This is a genomic window from Burkholderia sp. LMU1-1-1.1, from assembly GCF_040675865.1.
In the GTDB taxonomy this organism is placed as follows: Bacteria; Pseudomonadota; Gammaproteobacteria; order Burkholderiales; family Burkholderiaceae_D; genus Rugamonas.
The window spans coordinates 58181-75306 of record NZ_JBEGHG010000009.1 but is presented as its reverse complement, the minus strand read 5'-3'; the positions used below and the strand labels follow the sequence as shown (position 1 = coordinate 75306).

Here is a 17126-nt window from a genome sequence, read left to right as displayed (position 1 = left end):
GGTGGCCAGTCGTCTCTTTGGTTTTTTGCTTTTTTTTATGACACCGGCGCGTGCGCCGGCGCCGGCGCAGCCGGACGTTCTCCCGCTGGCGCCTCGGCCTTGTGTTCCCCCGCCAGCAGCATGTACACGGCCGGCACCACGAACAGCGTAAACAGCGTTCCGATCGACAGCCCTGTGAAAATCACCAGTCCCATCGCGTGCCGTCCCGCGGCGCCGGCGCCGGAAGCGATCACCAGCGGCACCACGCCGAACACCATGGCGGCCGTGGTCATCAAAATCGGCCGCAGACGCGTGGCGGATGCTTCCTCGATCGCTTCGCGCTTGCTCTTTCCGCCCGCCCGCAGGTGGTTCGCCACTTCCACGATCAGGATACCATGCTTGGAGATCAGTCCCATCAATGTCACCAGCCCAACCTGCGTATAAATATTGATCGAGGCGAAACCGAGGAAGATGAAGGTCATCGCGCCGAACAGCGCCATCGGCACCGAGAACAGGATCACGATCGGATCGCGGAAGCTCTCGAACTGCGCCGCCAGCGCCAGGAACACGATGATCACGGCGAAAGCCATGGTCACGACAAAGCCGCCCGACTCGGTCATGAACTGGCGCGACGAGCCGGAATAGTCGACCGTGTAGCCGGACGGCGCCACTTCCCTCACCGCGTTGCGCAGGTACTCGAGGATCTCGCCCTGCGAGGCCCCGCTGACGCCGGAGATCGTGGCCGAATTGAGTTGCTGGAAGCGGGTGACCGATTCCGGCTGCACGCTGTACTTGATGCTGGCCACGGTGCTGGCCGGGATCATGCCGCCGCTCGGCGTCTTGATGTAGAAGTTGAGCACATCGGACGGGTTGAGGCGGTCGACCTGGCGCACCTGCGGGATCACCTTATACGAGCGGCCGGAGATCGAGAAGTAATTGACGTAGCCGCCCCCCAGCGCCGCCGCCATGGCGTTGCCGAAGTCCTGCTGCGTCAGGCCCAGGGTACTGAGCTTGTCGCGGTCCACCTCCACGCGGGCCTGCGGCGAATCGATCTTCAGGTCGACGTCGGCGAAATAGAACTTGCCTTCCTTGGTGGCCTTGGCCAGCACCGCCTGCGCCACGTTGTTCAGGTTCTCGAACGGCTCGGTGGTGGTGATAACGAATTGCACCGGCAGGCCGGAGCTGCCCGGCAGCGCCGGGAACTGGAACGCCGCCACGCGGCCGCCGGCCACGTTGCCCCACTTATGCTGCAACTCCTGCTGGATCTCGGCGGCCGAGCGGCTACGCTTGTCCCATGGTTTGAACAACACGCCGCCGATGCCGGCGTTGGTGGTCGGCACCCCGGTGATCTGGAACATCTGGTCGTACTCCGGCAGCGCCTTGGCGATGTCGAAAATCTGCTTCGCATAGGCCTGCATCTGGTCCGAGGTAGCGGTCGGCGCGCCGACCACCTGCGACAGCACGATGCCCTGGTCCTCCTCCGGCGCCAGCTCGGACTGCGACATCGTGAACATCACGCCCAGCAACGCGCTCAGTATCACGCCCAGCACGATCAGCACCAGCCAGGTGTTGAGCAAACTATGCAACAGCCGCAGGTAGCCGTTATGGACCTTCTCAAACACGCGGTCGATGGCCTTGACGAACTTGCCCTGGTCCTGTTTGGGGTCGAAGAAGTAGGCGCACATCATCGGCGACAGGGTCAGCGCGACGATGCCAGACACCGCCACCGCCCCCGCCAGGGTGAACGCGAACTCGGTGAACAGCGCGCCTGTCAGTCCGCCCTGGAAGCCGATCGGCACGTAGACGGCGATCAGCACCACCGTCATCGCCAAAATAGGGCTGCCCAATTCGCGCGCGGCCAGGATGGCGGCGTCGAAGGGCTTCATGCCCGCCTTCATATGGCGGTCGACGTTCTCCACCACGATGATGGCGTCGTCGACCACCAGGCCGATCGCCAGCACGATCGCCAATAGCGTCAATAGATTGATCGAATAGCCCAGCATCAGCATCATGAAGAAGGTGCCGATCAGCGACAGCGGCATCGCGATCACCGGCACGATCACCGCGCGCAGGCTGCCCAGGAACAGATAGATCACCACCGTCACGATCACCAGCGCCTCCACCAGGGTGACCACCACTTCGTGGATGGAGGTGTTGATGAACTCCGTCGAATCGTAGACGATCTCCCCGGTCAGCCCCGTGGGCAGCTGCTCCTTGATCGCCGGGAAGGCCTCGCGCACCCGGCTCGCCACGTCGAGGATATTGGCCTCCGGCGCCACCTTGATGCCGATGAAGACCGAGCGCACGCCGCTGAAGGCGACGTTGAAATCGTAGTTCTCCGACCCCAGCGTGACGTTGGCGACATCCTCCAGCCGCACGATGGCGCCGCCGCTCTGCTTGACGGCCAGCGCCTTGAACTCCTCCACCGTGTGCAAGTCGGTGCCGGCGGTCAGCGGCACGCTGACCATCTGGCCCTTGGTCGAACCCAGGCCGGCCAGGTAGTTGTTCGACGCCAGCGCGGCGCTCACCTCCGCCGCCGTCACGCCGTGGGCCGCCATCTTGCCGGCGTCGAGCCAGGCGCGCAGCGCGAACTGGCGCGCGCCCAGCAGCTCGGCCGTCTGCACGCCCTGGATCGAATCGAGCTTGGGCTTGACCACCCGCGCCAGGAAGTCGGTGACGTTATTGGTGGGCAGCGTGTCGCTGTAGAAGCCCATGTACATGGCGTCGGTGGTTTGGCCCATCTGCACCGTCAACACCGGTTGCTGCGCCTGCTGCGGCAGCTGGTTGCGCACCGAATTGACCTGCGTGGTGATCTCGGTCAGCGCGCGATTGGAGTCGTAATTGAGCAGCAAGGTGGCGGTGATGGTCGACACCCCGCTGTTGCTCGACGAGGACAGGTAGTCGATGCCCTGCGCCTGCGAGATCGCCGATTCCAGCGGCTGCGTGATGAAGCCGGCCACGGTGGCCGCGTCGGCGCCATAGTAGGTGGTGGAAATCGTGACCACCGCGTTTTGCGTCTTCGGATACTGGTTGATCGGAAGGCTGAACAGCGAGCGCAGGCCCAGCACCACGATCAGCAGGCTGACCACGCTGGCCAGCACCGGACGTTTGATGAAGATGTCGGTAAAGTTCATGGCGCGTCCGTCCTCACTGTTCCTGCGGCGTCGGATTCGGGCTGTTGGCCGGCTGCACCGTGTTGTTGATCACGGCCGGCGTGCCGTTCTTGAGTTTCAGCTGGCCGCTGGTGACGACGGTCTGCCCTTCCTTGATGCCGGTGAGGACGGCCACCTGGTCGCCGCGCGTCGGCCCGGTGGTGACGAACACCTCCTGCGCCACCAGTTGCGGATTGCCCTTGTCGTCTTTTGGCGGCTGCTTGCCCTGCTCCGCCTTGGCCGGCGCCAGCACGAACACGGTCGAACCGTACGGGTTGTAGGTGATGGCGGTCTGCGGCAAGGTCAGGTATTTTTTCACGTCGCCCTGATCCAGGCTGACATTGGCGAACATGCCCGGCAACAGCTGGCGCTTGGCGTTGGCCACCGTCGCCTGCACCTGTACGTTGCGGGTGGCGGCATCGACTTTCGGGCTGATGGCCGTCACCCTGGCGGGGAACGCCACGCCGGGCCAGGCGTCGCTGGTCAGATTGAGCTTCTGCCCGATCGACAGGCCGGCGATCTGCTTTTGCGGCACGAAGAAATCGGCGTACACGGTATCGATGGTCTGCAGGGTGACCAACACGTCGCCGGGATTCAGATACTGGCCCGGATTGACGGCGGTGATCCCCAGCTTGCCGGCGAACGGCGCGCGGATGGTTTTCTTGTCGACCAGCGCCTGCTGCTGCGCCACCAGCGCCTTGCGGCTCTTCAGGTCCGCCTCGTCGTTGTCGACCTGCGCCTGGCTGATGGCCTGCGCCGCCAATTGCAGCTTGTCGCGCTTGAGCACCGTCGCCGCCAGGTCGGCCGCCGCCTGCAGGGAGCGCAGCTGGGCGATGTCGGATTCGGCGTTCATCTCGAACAGCACCTGTCCGGCCTTGACCTCGTCGCCGGATTTGAAATTGACCTTGCGTACCAGGCCGGCGATCTCCGTCGTCACGTCGACACCGCGCACCGGCACCAGGGTGCCGACGGCGGTGAGCTGCGGCTGCCATTCCACCGCAGGCACCTTGATGGCGGTGACCACCTGCGCGCCGGGCTTGGGCGAGCTGGCGATCATTTTTTGAATCTGAAGGTATTTTCCAAAGGCCAGTACGGCGATCAGTAGGATGACACACCCTACCATGATGAGCATACGCTTGGTCATGAACAAGTCTCCTGCGTTTTTTTTGGAATGTGCGGCAAAGTACGGTATGGCTTAAGTGCGTGGCCCGGAGGGCCGCTACGGACTTTTGCTGATCGACGGCGCCGCCGACACCGGCGTGGCTGCCGGCATGCCGTCGGCCCGATTCCACCAGCCGCCGCCCAGCGCCTGGAACAGCGCCGCCGTATCGGCATAGCGGGCCGCCTGCGCCTGCACCAGATTGATGTGCGCCTGCTGATAGCTGCGCTGCGCGTCGAGCAGCGCCAGATAGCTGATCGCGCCCAGTTTGTATTGTTCGGTGGCCAGCGCCAGCGATTCGGCCGCCAGCGCCTCCGCCTCGGCCTGCGCCTTGAGCGCCAGCGCATCCGAGTCGAGCGCGCGCAGGCTGTCGGCGACGTTCTGGAACGCCGTCAGCAACGTCGCCCGGTACTGCGCGGCCGCCGCGTCGTACGCCGCCTCGGAGGCGCGGCGCTGCGCGCTCAAGGCGCCGCCGTTGAAGATCGGCGCCGCCAGGCCGGCCGCCAGGCTCCAGACCGCGCTATTGGCCTCGAACAGATTGCCGAAGGTGGGGCTGGAGGCGCCATAGCTGCCGCTCAGGGTGAACTGCGGATACTGCGCCGCCGTCGCCACGCCGACCAGCGCGCTGGCCTGGTGCAGCAGCTCCTCGCTGGCGCGGATGTCGGGACGCTGGCGCACCAGCGCCGACGGCAAGGACACCGGCAGCGTCTCCGGCAAGGTCAGGGAATCGAGCGCGAATTCCGGCATGCCGGCCTCGCTGGGCAAGCGGCCCGCCAGGACCGAGAGCTGATGGCGGCTTTGCGCCAGCGCTTTTTCCAGCGGCGGCAGCGTGGCCGCGACCTGCGCCACCTGATTGCGCTGGCTAAGGATCGTGGTGCGCGGGATGGCGCCGTACTCGAACTGTTTCTCGATCACGCCGAGCTGTTTGTTCAGCGCGTCGAGCACCTCGCGCGTGGCCTGGATCTGCGCGCGCAGCGAGGCCTCCTGGATCGCCGTCGTCACCACGTTGGCGCTCAAGGCCAGATAGGTCGCCTCGACCTGGAAGCGCTGGTAATCGATCGTCGCCCGCGCCGCCTCCAGCGTACGGCGCGTGGCGCCGAAGACGTCAGGCGTGTACGACACGTTGACCGAGGCGTTATAAAGATTGAAGACGCCGGGCGCGCCTGCGGTGCTGGCGGCATTGGCCTTCTGGCGCGACACGCCGAGCTGGCCGTCGACGGCCGGCCAGACCAGGTTGCCCGCCTGCGCGGCATAGTTTTCCTGCGCCTGGCGCAAGGTCGCCTCGGCCGCCGCCATGTTGGGGTTGCTCGCCAGCGCGTTGCGGATCAACTGGTCCAGCGCCGGCGAGCGGAAAACCGTCCACCACTGGGCCGGTATGTCCTGTCCCATCGAAAACTGCTGGGCCGCGCCGCCGGTGGCGGACGCCGGGGCCGACGCGGTGCGCGCGGCGAGCGGCGCCGGCGTGTAGCGATCCGTGGCGGCCGCGGGCGGCGCCGGCGTCTGAAAATCGGGACCCAGCGCACACGCGCTCAAGCCGGCCGCCAAGGCCGCCGAGGCCACCGAGGCCACCGAGGCCAAGACCAGACCACTATATTGTTTTGCCATAACAAACTCCCGTTATGCCCAGGACGAGCGTCTCCCACCCGTTGCCCGGTATTCAATTAGCTCAGATCAGATAGTCATTTGACCACATGTTCGCATTTTTTACGGATGCGGTGTCTTTTTTGTTGGACGCTTGGCGCTGCCCGCAGGGGAGTACCCGCGAAAAAAAAGGGCTTTGCCACGATGGCAAAGCCCTAATTATGAATATCGACAGTTCGGGATCAGGCCAGCGCGGCCGCCACCACGCCGTAGGCGCGATTGGCTTCGGTCAGCGAGAATGCCGATGGGCCGTCGACCAGCGCGTCGGTCGAGCGCTCGCTGCTGCGATAGGTGATCGGCAGCTGATAGCGGCGGCGTTCGTCTTCGCTGATCTTGCCGTCGTTGTTGAGGTCGGCGGCAGCGTGTTCCTTGCTGGGCACGCCCAGCACGCCGTCTTCGCTCACGCCAGGCAACGGATCGGGCGACACCAGGTTTTCCTGCGCGCCATTGTCCAACCCGTACTTGGCCTGGAAGATCTGCGTTTCCGGACGCATGGCCAAGCGTTTCAGGCCGTCGTCGAATTGTTTCAGTGCTTCTTTCAAGCCGGTGTCATCCGACTCCGTCACGGCCTTGACCATGGCGCTGGCCTTGTCGGCGGCGCTGACGGTGTTGCTGGCCTCGCTGGAATCGACCTGCGTCGGCGCGTTGAAGCCCGGCAGCGACAAATAAGAGGCCACGGAAGCGTTCAGCTCGAAACTTTGCGGGTCGTTCGAGGGATCAGGCTTTTTGTTCGGGTCGAGCGCCGCCTCTGCAACAACTGCTGCAAACCGGGTGGCGCCACCTATGGCATTTATCGTAATCATCATCGACTCCTGTTGGGAGATTCCTCACAGCACAATTCTATCAATAAATTTACCAGCAGGCACCATTTTTAGCGGCCTGCGGCGGTAAAAAGTTGATTTTGCGCACGAAAAAGTGGGCGTCTGATCGTAAAAATTTATCGCTTTTCGATTGCCATAGTTTCTATTCATAGAAGCAACGTGCAACCCGCTATTGAATGTTGTTTTATTGGCCAGTCCACCTTGCGGGATTGGTCAGGCCACCGTAGAATTGATCGCAAGAATTAGCAAACTTACATCGCGCCCTGTGCGCGACCTTGTGCGCTACACGACCTTTACGACAGATTTTTGACCAACCACGAGCTCGGTGCTTCCTGCGCCCTCCTCGCGGTGGCACGGCATACGCGAGGTGTGCCGACCGGCGACCGGCAAAGACCGGCGTTGTTGAACTCAATATCTGGAGACAAAATGCACACCTCACTACACAAAGCCGTGGCCGCCGCATGTTTTGCGCTGGCCGCCGGCGCCGCCCACGCGGCCGCCGATCCACTGCACGACGCCATCATCACCGCCAGCTACAACGGCCAGCCCGGCGGCATGCTGGGGGCCGACCACCTGTTCGCCGATGAAGCGGGCAGCAACGTCAGCGGCCTCGATCCGATCGAGCCGGGCACCGAATTCCTCACCAGCGACTACCTGCTGGCATTCGACTTCGCGCCCGACGGCCGCCTGACCATCTTCAACAACGGCGCCCTTCCCGCCGGCGCCTACAGCGCCATTTTCGATTTCGGCGCCACCCTGGCCGCGCCCATCGTCGGCTTCAGCGTGCTCGATGCCGGCATCACCACCGGCGCGCCGGTCCTGGACATCGTCAACGGCCATACCATCTCGATCGACCTGTCCGGCGTGACGTGGAACGGCGACTTCAGCGCGCTGACCACCGCGATCACGCTGCAAGGACCGGTGGCGGCGGTGCCCGAACCGGCCACCGCATGGATGATGATGGCCGGCCTGGCCGGTGTCGGCATGCTGGCCCGGCGCCGCCGCGCCTCCGGTAGCGGCGCCACCAATACTTCGCCACGCTAACAACGCCCGTTCAAACAAGGAGCTTCACATGAAACTGACTCGCTTCAGGGCCGCGTTACGCCTGTCCTGTTCACTGCGCGCGGTGTTATCGTTCTCGCTGTTGGCCGCCACCGCCGTCAGCGCCGCCGCCATCGATCCGGCGCTGCAGACCGCGCCGGCCGACGGCTTCGCCGGCCAGACCGGCGGCACCATCGGCGGTTCCGCCGCGATCCCGTCACAGATCTACACCGCCACCAATCGCGCCGAGTTGCTGGCGGCGCTCAGGCGCAGCGCCGCCAATCCCAAAATCGTCAAGCTGCGCGGCACCATCGACATGAGCGAAGGCGTTCCATTCGCGAACACCGGCGACCAGGCCAGCCGGGGACTGATACGCCTGCCCAGCAACACCACTTTGATCGGCGAAGGCGCGGGCGCCGGCATCGTCAACGGCCATATCGTCGTCTCCGGCGTCTCCCAGGTCATCGTGCGCAACCTGAAGATCGTCAATCCGTGCGACGTCGGTCCGGTCTGGGACCCGAACGACGGCGCCCTGGGCAACTGGAACTCGGCCTTCGACGCCATCGGCGTCACCACCTCCGATCACGTCTGGATCGATCACAACACCTTCACCGACGGCGCCATGACCGACGACAAGCTGCCGATCGAGAATGGCCAGATCAAGCAGTGCCATGACGGCGCGGTTGACATCACCAAGGCGTCGGATTTCGTGACGGTGTCGTACAACGTCTTTGGCCAGCACCGTAAAAATAGCCTGATCGGCTCCAGCGACAACGACCCGGCCGACACCGGCAAGCTGCGCGTCAGCTTCAGCAACAACGTCTTCCGCGATGTGGTCAGCCGCGCGCCGCGCGTGCGCTACGGCCAGATCCACATGTTCAACAACTACTTCGTCGGCAGCAAGGCGAATCCCGTCTACCCGCACGAATACTCGATCGGCGTGGGCCACGCTTCGCAGATCCTGTCGCATAACAACGTGTTCGACATAACGGGCGCCCCCGCCGCCCCGGTTCGTTGCGACGACGTCATAGAACCGATAGGCGGCACCATCCCCGGCGCCTTCAAGGATACCGGGTCGACGCTCAACGGCGCCGCATTGGCCGGCTGCTCGGTGCCTAACGGCGTCGCCTTCACCGCGCCCTATGCGTATGCGGCGCGTCCACTGGCGCTGGTCAAGGCCAACGCGCTGGCGCAGGCCGGCGGCGGCAAGCTGTCCACCACCATCAGCGGCAGCGGCGACGTCACGCCCGACACCACCGTCACGCTGAACTGCCCGCCGTCGGGCCTCTACTTCTGCGACGACTTCCAGAATGGCGGCACCGCCAACTGGAACCTGTTGCCGGTCGCCGGCGCCAACGGCAGCTTCAGCGTCAAGGCCGAGAGCATCGGCGCGGCCAACCTGGTGATGCAGTACACCGCCGCCTCCACCGGCGGCGTGCTGGCGCTGCTCAAGCCCGCCGCGCTAAGCGCCGTGCCATCGGCCGACTACTACGTCGAGGCGCGCATCAAGCCGATGACCAACAGCACCACCGGTAACAAGCAGCTGTATCTGATCACCCGCTACAAGGACGCGGCCAACTGGTACGGGGCCGGCCTGAATGTGCAAAACTCCAGCACCACCACCCAGGTGGAGATCGCGCGCATGCTCAACGCCACCTTGTCGCGGCCCAAGCAGGTGCGGAAACCGATTCTGATGGACGCGCAGTTCTACACGGTGCGCTTCGAAATGATCGGCACTTCGCTGACCGTCTACCTGGACGGCGAGGCGCTGGGCACCGTCACCGATGCCTCGTTCGCGGAGCGCGGCCTGGTCGGCCTGTACACCACCAACAAGTCGTTCCAGATCGACGACGTGCGCATCGGCGATCCATCGCTCAAGCCCGCGCAGCTGACGCTCAATCCGGCGTCGCTGAACTACATCGCCGAGGTGGGCGACACGCCGTTGACCATCAACGTTAACGCCGTCAAGCCGGACGGCACGGCGGACGCCTTCGCCGCCGCCTCCAGCAAACCGGGTGTGGCCGCCGTCGCCACCAGCGGCGGCACGCTGACCATAACGCCCGTCGGCGCGGGCACCGCCACCATCACCGTCACCAGCGGCTCGGACCCCACGCTGCAGCGGACCATCGCGGCCACCATCAGTCCCCGGTTCGTGCAGCCGTCGCAGACCTATCCGCTGGGTGGCGCCACGCAACCAGCGGCGGCCGCGCCATCGGCCCACGTCGACGCCGCGTTCAAGCTGACCTTCGACAGCCCGCCGACGCTGGGCACGGGCGGCAGCATCCGCATCTTCCGCAAGGCCGACGACGCGCTGGTCGATGTCATCCGCCTGTCCGGCGAGACCGATATGCTGGGCTACGCCGGCCAGGCGGCGATCCGCAAGGTCAACACCACGCCGGTCGCCATCAGCGGCAACACGGTGACCATCAAACCCCATAGCAACAAGCTTGAATACGGCACGGAGTACTACGTCGCCATCTCCAACGGCGTGTTCACCGGCGCCTCGCTGGGCGGCATCCCGTTCGTCGGCATCGGCAAGCTGGGTGACTGGTCGTTCACCACCCGCGCGGCGGGGCCGGCGCCGGGCAGCGCCAGCGTCACCGTGGGCGCGTCCGACGACGCCGACTTCGGCACCGTGCAGGCGGCGCTCAATTACGCCATGAAGGACGTGGCGGCCAACGATCCGCTGACCATCACCGTGCGCAACGGCACGTATACGGAACTGCTTTACCTGCGGGGGAAGAACAACGTCACCATCGTCGGCGAAAGCCGCGACGGCGCCGTCATCCAGTACACCAACTACGACAGCCTGAATAGCGGCACCGGCGGCAGCCAGTCGGCCGACAGTTCGGCGACATCCGGCGGCCGCTCGGTGATGCTGGTGGAGGCGGCGGACATGCTGACCCTCGACACCCTCACGCTGCGCAACACGACGCTGCGCTCCAGCGCGATTTCGGCCCAGGCGGAGGCCATCTACTTCAACAGCGACAACGGCCGGCTGGTGGCGAAGAACGCCGCCTTCTTCAGCGAGCAGGATACGCTGAACCTGAAGGGCTACGCCTGGTTCTACCGCAGCCTGGTGGCGGGCAATGTGGACTTCATCTGGGGCGGCAGCCGCGCGGCCCTGTTCGAGGAAAGCGAAATCCGCTCCGTCGGCGACACCACCAGCGCCACCGGCGGCGGCTACATCCTGCAGGCGCGCGTGCCCAACGCCACCGACAAGGGTTTCGTCTTCCTCAACAGCCGATTGACCCACGGTCCCGGCCCCGGCCCGCTGCACGGCGACGTGCCGGACGGCGCCACCTGGCTGGCGCGCAGCCCCGGCGGCACCGCCACGTGGGACAACATCGCCTTCATCAACACGAAGATGGATACCCACGTCGCGGCGGCGGGATGGGCCGGCGCGGGCGTCAACGGCCAGCCGGCGCCGAATCCGGTGACGCCGACGGCGGCCAGCGGCTGGCGCGAATACGGCAGCACCACACTGGGCGGCGATCCGATCAACCTGGCGGCGCGCGTCGGCGGCTTCCAGTTGAGCGCATCGGATGTCGCAGCCGGTTTCGCCAACCGCGCGCTGGTGTTCTCGGCCTGGAACGGCGGCGCTGGTTGGGACCCGCAGCCGTAGCGGTCAACGGAGGAACGCCGCCAGCGCCTGATTGAAGGTGTCGGGCGCTTCGATGTTCGAGATATGGGACGCGGCCAGCGTGACCGTGGCCGCGCCCCTGATCTTTTGCTGCATGAAGACGGCATCGCTCGGCGTCGTCACCGGATCGTGCGCGCCGGCGATGATCAGCGTCGCATTGGGTATCGTCTGTATCTTATCGCGCAAGTCGGCGACGGCCAGCGCCTCGCAGCAGGCCGCGTAGCCGTCCGCGCTCCCCTGCCGCATGGTCTCCACCAGCGCCGCGACTTGACCCGGCTCACGTGCGATGAAATCCGGCGTGAACCAGCGTCCGGCGGCGCCATCGGCGATGCCGCCCAATCCCTCTCCGCGCGCCAGCCGTGCACGCTGCTCCCAGCCATCCGCCGTGCCCACGCGCGCGGCGGAATTGGCGATCACCAGCTTGTCCATCCTGTCGTACGCGTATATCCCCAGCCACTGCGCCGTCAAGCCGCCCATCGACAGCCCGCAAAAGTGCGCATGGCTGATGCTCAAATAATCCATCAGCGCCAGCACGTCGCCGCCCAGCTGCGCCAGGGTGTACGGGCCGGTGGGACTGGATGAGCGGCCATGCCCGCGCGTGTCGTAGCGCACCACATGATAGTTCTTGCCGAATTCGCGCGCCTGCGCGTTCCACATCTCGAGGGTCGTGCCGAGGGAATTGGAGAAGATCAGCGCAGGAAGGCCCGGCGAGCCCTCGGTTTCGTAGTGGATTCCGTTCGCGACCGGCATAGGCTACCCCTGGTCGCCGCCACCGACCGGCAATACCGTGCCGGTGATGTACGACGCTTCATCCGACGCCAGGAACAGGATGGCGTTGACCTGTTCCGCGATGCTGCCGTAGCGGTGCATCCAGCTGCTGGCGATGGTCTGGTCGACGATACCCTGATACCAGCGCTGTTCCTGTTCGCTCAAAGGCTGCGGATTGCGAGGCACCTTGCGCGGCGGCGCCTCCGTGCCGCCGGTGGCCACCGCGTTCACGCGGATGCCGTCCTGCGCGTGCTCCATCGCCAGCGCGGCCGTCATCGCGTTGACGCCGCCCTTGGAGGCGGAATACGGCACGCGATAAATGCCGGTGGTCGCGATCGACGACACGTTGACGATGGCGCCCCGCTGCCGCTCCACCATATGCGGCAGCGCGGCGCGGCACGACCACATCGTCGGAAACAGCGAGCGGCGGATCTCGGCTTCGATCTGCTCGGGCGCGTATTCCTGGAACGGCTTGGCCCAGATGGTGCCGCCCACATTGTTAATCAACACATCGACCGCGCCGAACGCGGCCAGCGCGGCGGCAACCATGTTTTCCGCGCCCTCCCACGTTTCCAGGTCGACGTTGACCACGACCGCTTTCGCACCCTCCGCGCGCACCTCGGCCAGCACCTCCTCGATCAGTTGCGAGCGGTCGGCCAGCACCAGTTGACCGCCCTCCCGCGCCACGGCCAGCGCCACGCCGCGCCCTATGCCCTGCGCCGCGCCGGTGACGATCACCGTCCGGCCTTCGAAACGTCGCGCGCGCGTCACGCCGCCACCTCGCTGCTGGCCGAGAATTTCTCGAAGTAGAAGTTCGCCGGCGTCACGCCGCACTCGCCCAGCCATCGCTTGACCGCATCGACCATCGGCACGGGGCCGCACAGGTAAACATCGACATCGCCGCCGTTGAGCCATTCCTCGTCCACATGCTGCGTGACGTAGCCTTTGCGCGGGTGCGCGCTTTCCGGCGCCGCCACGCAGGTGCGATAGCTGAACATCGGATTCGCGGCCGCGATGCGCTCCAGCGCCTCCAGCCCGACCAGGTCGACATCGTTGGTCACGCCGAACACCATGCGCACCGGCTCGGTGAAGCCGGACGCCGCCAGCACCGCCAGCATCGACAGGAATGGCGCGATGCCGGTGCCCCCGGCCAGCAGCAGCAAGGGCCGCGCCACCTCCCGCAGATAGAAGCTGCCGTACGGCCCGGAGAAGCTGATCGCCTGCCCCGCCGTGGCCTGGTGCGACAGGAACTCGCTCATACGGCCGTTCGGCACATTGCGGACGACGAAATCGACCTGCCGGGAGCCAGGCGGGGAACTGAAGGAATAGGAACGGGTCAGCGTGGTTCCCGGCACATCGACATTGACGTACTGGCCGGACAGGAAGTCCAGGCTGGCCGCGGCATCCAGTTCGATCGAGAAGCCGATGGTGGTGCTCGAAAACTGCTTCACGGCGCCCAGGTTGCCCGTGTAGCGCGACACGCCCGTCTTGCAGGCCGCCGACGTGGCCGGGATGCGCACCACGCAGTCCGACGTGGGCTTCATCTGGCAGGCCAGCACGTGGCCCTTGGCCGCGTCCTCCGGGTCCAGCGCGTCTTCGATATAGCTCGATTCCGGCATGTCGTAGCGGCCCGACTCGCAGAAGCCGCGACACGTGCCGCAGGCGCCATCGCGACAATCCAGCGGAATATTAACCTTTTGCCGGTAGGCGGCGTCGGCCAGCTTTTCGTTCTCGTTGCATGAAATGAAGCGGGTCACCCCGTCCTCGAACTGCAGGGCGATGTTGTAGCTCATCGTCGTCTCCTGGTGTTATAAGTGGTAGATGTCGATCACCTGGTTGATGTAATCGTTCTTGAGTACCACATACTTATTGAGTATCAGCGGGCGCTCGCCGGAAAAATCGATGACGTAGCGCGACATGCCGAAGTAGCTGAAGTCCGTCTTGTAGCGATGGCTCAGCGTGTGCCAATTGAAGCGCACCGTGTAGCGGCCACCTTCGCAGGACTCGATCTCCACGTTGGCGATATTGTGGCTGGTGCGGGTGTCGGGCATCGTCGCGCTGGAACGCTCGGTCTTGATGCGGAATACGCGGTCCTCCAGGCCCTGGCGGGTCGGGTAGTAAATCAGCGAAATCTCTCGCTGCGGGTCGCTGACCAATTCATCGTCATCGTCCCACGCCGGCATCCAGAACTGCGCGTCCGGGTGGTAGCATTCCAGCCAGTCGTCCCACTGCTTGTCGTCCAGCAGACGGCTTTCTTTGTAGAGGAAAGCGCTGATTTTGTCGATCATGCCGCCTCTCCCTCGTCCTTGATCGCCTTTTTCATCACGTCGAGCCAATAACGGTGCTGGATCGTGTACAGGCCCTCGTCCTCGGTCTTGACGCCGCTCATGACGGGCGCCAGACCGATTTCCCTCGCCGCCGCGTCGGCGCCCTGCACCCAGTGCGTCGAGCCCCGGCACATGTCGTTCCATTCCAGCGCGCGGCCGTTGTAGCCCTGCTGGCAGGCGCGGAATTCCTCCAGATCGTCCGGCGTCGCCATGCCGCTGACGTTGAAGAAGTCCTCATACTGGCGGATGCGGCGGGCGCGCGCCTCGTCGGATTCGCCCTTCGGCGCGATGCAATAGATCGTCACCTCCGTCTTGTCGACCGAGATCGGGCGCAGCAAGCGGATTTGCGAGCCGAACTGGTCCATCAAATACACATTCGGGTACAGGCACAGATTGCGCGAACGCTCGATCATCCAGTCCGCCGTGGCGCCGCCGAACTGCCCGGCGTACTCGGCGCGCTTTGGATAATTGGGCCGGTCCTGCGGATTGGCCCACTGGGTCCACAACAGCAAATGGCCATGGTCGAACGCGTAGAAACCGCCACCCTGTTTTCCCCAGTTACCGGCGTCCATGGCGCGGATATTATCCGGGCGGACTTCGTTCAGATCCTTGCGGCGGTTGGTGGTGGCCGCATAGTTCCAGTGGACCGCCGAGACGTGATAGCCGTCGGCGCCATTCTCGGCCTGCAGCTTCCAGTTGCCCTCGAAGGTATAGGTGGACGAACCGCGCAGCACTTCCAATCCGTCGGCCGACTGGTTGACGATCATGTCGATGATCTTGCCCGCCTCGCCCAGGAATTCGGCCAGCGGCAACACGTCGTCATTCAGGCTACCGAACAGGAAGCCCCTGTAGCTTTCGAAACGCGCGACCTTCTTCAGATCGTGCGAGCCTTCCTTGTTGAAGCAATCCGGATAGCCGGCGCCTTCTGGGTCCTTCACCTTCAGCAGTTTGCCGCTGTTGTTGAAGGTCCAGCCGTGGAACGGACAGGTGTAGGTGGCCTTGTTGCCACGCTTGTGGCGGCACAGCTGCGCGCCACGGTGGGTGCAGGCGTTGATGAAGGCATTCAGCTCACCCTGGCGGTTACGCGCGATGAACACGGGCTGGCGGCCGATGTGCGTCGTGTAGTAATCGTTGTTGTTCGGGATCTGGCTTTCGTGGGCCAGATAGATCCAGTTGCCCTCGAAGATATGCTTCATCTCCAGTTCGAACAGTTCCGGATCGGTGAAGGCGCTGCGGTGCAGGCGGTAATCGCCTTTCTCGTGGTCTTCGAGCAGGTAGCGGTCCAGGTTTTTCAGCCCGGCCTTCTTCTCGACGTAAATCGGGATCATGATCGCATTTCCCCTCAGGCGGCCACGCGCACGCGCTGCACTTCGGCCGCCGGTGCTTGCTGGCGCTCGGCATACAGGCGGAAATCGAAGTCGATCTCGGAGTACGGCCGATCCAGTCCCTTGGCCGCGATGGCGGCCGGCTCGGTCACCTTGCGCACCGCCGGCACCAGGCCCTCGCGGCTGGCGAAGGCGAAATCGTCCCACAGGAACTCGTCGCCGTCGATGTTGATCTGGGTGGTCAGCTTGCGCTGGCCTTCCGCGCTGATGAAGAAGTGGATATGCGCGGGACGGTGGCCGTGGCGGCCCAGTTGATCGAGCAAGCGCTGGGTGGTGCCGTCCGGCGGGCAGCTATAGCCGACCGGCAGGATGCTGCGGAACTGGTAGCGGCCCTCGCCATCGGCGATGATGGTGCGGCGCAGGTTGAAAGGCGATTGCGTCTGGTCGAAGAACGAATAACCACCCATCAGGTTGCAGTGCCAGACTTCGACCTTGGCGCCGGGAACCGGCTTGCCCTGCTCGTCGCGCACCGTGCCTTGCATGAACAGGACTTCGGCCTTGTCGCTTTCGGTGCCGTCGTCGAGGCGCGCGTATCCTTTGCTTTCAGGCGCGCCGGCCACATACAGCGGGCCTTCGATGGTGCGCGGCGTGCCGCCAACCAGTCCGGCCTTGGCTTCCGCCTCGTCGGCGCGGATATCGAGGAAGCGTTCCAGCCCCAGGCCGGGCGCCAACAGGCCCAGTTCATTACGCACGCCCGCTTCGCGCAGGTATTCCAGGCCGCTCCAGAATTCGCTGGACTGGATGTCCAGGTCCTCGATGGTTTTGCACAGCGCGCTCACCAGGCCGAACACCACCTGCTGCACGCGTGGATTGACCGGGCCGGTGGCGGTGTCGATGATCCAGCTCTTTACCAGTGTGTCGATTTCGTTATGGGTCATGCTAGTCTCCTTGTTGTGATGATCGTTTAGGTCAGGCGTCGGTGTCGCGGATCGAGGATGGATGGCGGCACATGGGCATTACTTCGATTTGCATATACGGGAACAGCGGCAGCGAGGTCAGTAGCGCGTGCAGCTCGTCGACGCTGTCGACGTCGAACATGCTGACGTTGGCGTACTGCCCGGCGATGCGCCAAAGATGGCGCCACTTGCCGCTGCGCTGAAGGCTCTGCGCCAGTTCGCGTTCGGTCTTTTTAAGTTCGTCCGCCTGCGCCGCCGGCATGGCCGGTGGCAGTTGGACATCCATACGGACGTGAAACAACATAAAGGTCTCC

General features: G+C 64.8%; 13 protein-coding genes. 2 read left to right on the top strand and 11 right to left on the bottom strand.

Annotated elements, in window-relative coordinates; all coding sequences use genetic code 11:
- Positions 1 to 35: 35 nt before the first annotated feature.
- The 4 genes from MRBLMU1_RS09980 to MRBLMU1_RS09965 form a co-directional block, all read right to left on the bottom strand.
- Positions 36 to 3113: an efflux RND transporter permease subunit gene (locus tag MRBLMU1_RS09980; RefSeq protein ID WP_363500349.1), complete on the bottom strand. Its 3078-nt coding sequence runs from the start codon at positions 3111 to 3113 to the stop codon at positions 36 to 38.
- A gap of 13 nt (positions 3114 to 3126) precedes the next feature.
- A complete protein-coding gene (locus tag MRBLMU1_RS09975) occupies positions 3127 to 4275 on the bottom strand; it encodes an efflux RND transporter periplasmic adaptor subunit (RefSeq protein ID WP_363500346.1) in 1149 nt (382 codons plus the stop codon).
- A gap of 75 nt (positions 4276 to 4350) precedes the next feature.
- A complete protein-coding gene (locus MRBLMU1_RS09970) occupies positions 4351 to 5895 on the bottom strand; it encodes an efflux transporter outer membrane subunit (protein WP_363500343.1) in 1545 nt (514 codons plus the stop codon).
- A gap of 218 nt (positions 5896 to 6113) precedes the next feature.
- Positions 6114 to 6737 carry a hypothetical protein gene (locus MRBLMU1_RS09965; RefSeq protein ID WP_363500340.1) on the bottom strand — a complete coding sequence of 208 codons (624 nt, stop codon included), beginning with the start codon at positions 6735 to 6737 and terminating at the stop codon, positions 6114 to 6116.
- Between the two features lie 441 nt (positions 6738 to 7178).
- Here MRBLMU1_RS09965 and MRBLMU1_RS09960 point away from each other — a divergent pair, with 441 nt between their 5' ends.
- Together MRBLMU1_RS09960 and MRBLMU1_RS09955 are read left to right on the top strand one after the other, a co-directional pair.
- Positions 7179 to 7796, top strand: coding sequence for a PEP-CTERM sorting domain-containing protein (locus MRBLMU1_RS09960; protein WP_363500337.1), 618 nt, complete (start codon positions 7179 to 7181; stop codon positions 7794 to 7796).
- 28 nt (positions 7797 to 7824) lie between these two features.
- Entirely contained in the window at positions 7825 to 11418 is a 3594-nt protein-coding gene (locus tag MRBLMU1_RS09955; RefSeq protein ID WP_363500334.1) for a pectinesterase family protein, read from the top strand.
- 3 nt (positions 11419 to 11421) lie between these two features.
- On the opposite strand, the gene pcaD is transcribed toward MRBLMU1_RS09955, so the two are convergent.
- The 7 genes from pcaD to catC are packed head-to-tail and all read right to left on the bottom strand — an operon-like array spanning position 11422 to position 17116.
- Complete coding sequence (pcaD, locus tag MRBLMU1_RS09950) at positions 11422 to 12186, bottom strand: 3-oxoadipate enol-lactonase (RefSeq protein ID WP_363500331.1); 765 nt, start codon at positions 12184 to 12186, stop codon at positions 11422 to 11424.
- 3 nt (positions 12187 to 12189) lie between these two features.
- Positions 12190 to 12975, bottom strand: coding sequence for a 1,6-dihydroxycyclohexa-2,4-diene-1-carboxylate dehydrogenase (locus MRBLMU1_RS09945; protein ID WP_363500328.1), 786 nt, complete (start codon positions 12973 to 12975; stop codon positions 12190 to 12192).
- Positions 12972 to 13997: a benzoate 1,2-dioxygenase electron transfer component BenC gene (gene benC, locus MRBLMU1_RS09940; protein ID WP_363500325.1), complete on the bottom strand. Its 1026-nt coding sequence runs from the start codon at positions 13995 to 13997 to the stop codon at positions 12972 to 12974. Before benC ends, MRBLMU1_RS09945 begins: the two co-directional genes overlap by 4 nt.
- Before the next feature lie 15 nt (positions 13998 to 14012).
- A complete protein-coding gene (gene benB / locus MRBLMU1_RS09935; protein WP_363500322.1) occupies positions 14013 to 14492 on the bottom strand; it encodes a benzoate 1,2-dioxygenase small subunit in 480 nt (159 codons plus the stop codon).
- Positions 14489 to 15859, bottom strand: coding sequence for a benzoate 1,2-dioxygenase large subunit (gene benA / locus MRBLMU1_RS09930; protein WP_363500319.1), 1371 nt, complete (start codon positions 15857 to 15859; stop codon positions 14489 to 14491). The genes benB and benA overlap by 4 nt, the downstream gene beginning before the upstream one ends.
- Before the next feature lie 14 nt (positions 15860 to 15873).
- Positions 15874 to 16794: a catechol 1,2-dioxygenase gene (catA, locus tag MRBLMU1_RS09925; RefSeq protein WP_363500316.1), complete on the bottom strand. Its 921-nt coding sequence runs from the start codon at positions 16792 to 16794 to the stop codon at positions 15874 to 15876.
- A 31-nt stretch (positions 16795 to 16825) separates the two neighbouring features.
- Entirely contained in the window at positions 16826 to 17116 is a 291-nt protein-coding gene (catC, locus tag MRBLMU1_RS09920; RefSeq protein ID WP_315217201.1) for a muconolactone Delta-isomerase, read from the bottom strand.
- Positions 17117 to 17126: the final 10 nt, after the last annotated feature.

Coding starts and splice junctions, on each gene's coding strand:
- MRBLMU1_RS09980 (WP_363500349.1), bottom strand. CDS start 3,113: ATGAACTTTACCGACATCTTCATCAAACGTCCGGTGCTGGCCAGCGTG.
- MRBLMU1_RS09975 (WP_363500346.1), bottom strand. CDS start 4,275: ATGACCAAGCGTATGCTCATCATGGTAGGGTGTGTCATCCTACTGATC.
- MRBLMU1_RS09970 (WP_363500343.1), bottom strand. CDS start 5,895: ATGGCAAAACAATATAGTGGTCTGGTCTTGGCCTCGGTGGCCTCGGTG.
- MRBLMU1_RS09965 (WP_363500340.1), bottom strand. CDS start 6,737: ATGATGATTACGATAAATGCCATAGGTGGCGCCACCCGGTTTGCAGCA.
- MRBLMU1_RS09960 (WP_363500337.1), top strand. CDS start 7,179: ATGCACACCTCACTACACAAAGCCGTGGCCGCCGCATGTTTTGCGCTG.
- MRBLMU1_RS09955 (WP_363500334.1), top strand. CDS start 7,825: ATGAAACTGACTCGCTTCAGGGCCGCGTTACGCCTGTCCTGTTCACTG.
- pcaD (WP_363500331.1), bottom strand. CDS start 12,186: ATGCCGGTCGCGAACGGAATCCACTACGAAACCGAGGGCTCGCCGGGC.
- benC (WP_363500325.1), bottom strand. CDS start 13,997: ATGAGCTACAACATCGCCCTGCAGTTCGAGGACGGGGTGACCCGCTTC.
- benB (WP_363500322.1), bottom strand. CDS start 14,492: ATGATCGACAAAATCAGCGCTTTCCTCTACAAAGAAAGCCGTCTGCTG.
- benA (WP_363500319.1), bottom strand. CDS start 15,859: ATGATCCCGATTTACGTCGAGAAGAAGGCCGGGCTGAAAAACCTGGAC.
- catA (WP_363500316.1), bottom strand. CDS start 16,794: ATGACCCATAACGAAATCGACACACTGGTAAAGAGCTGGATCATCGAC.
- catC (WP_315217201.1), bottom strand. CDS start 17,116: ATGTTGTTTCACGTCCGTATGGATGTCCAACTGCCACCGGCCATGCCG.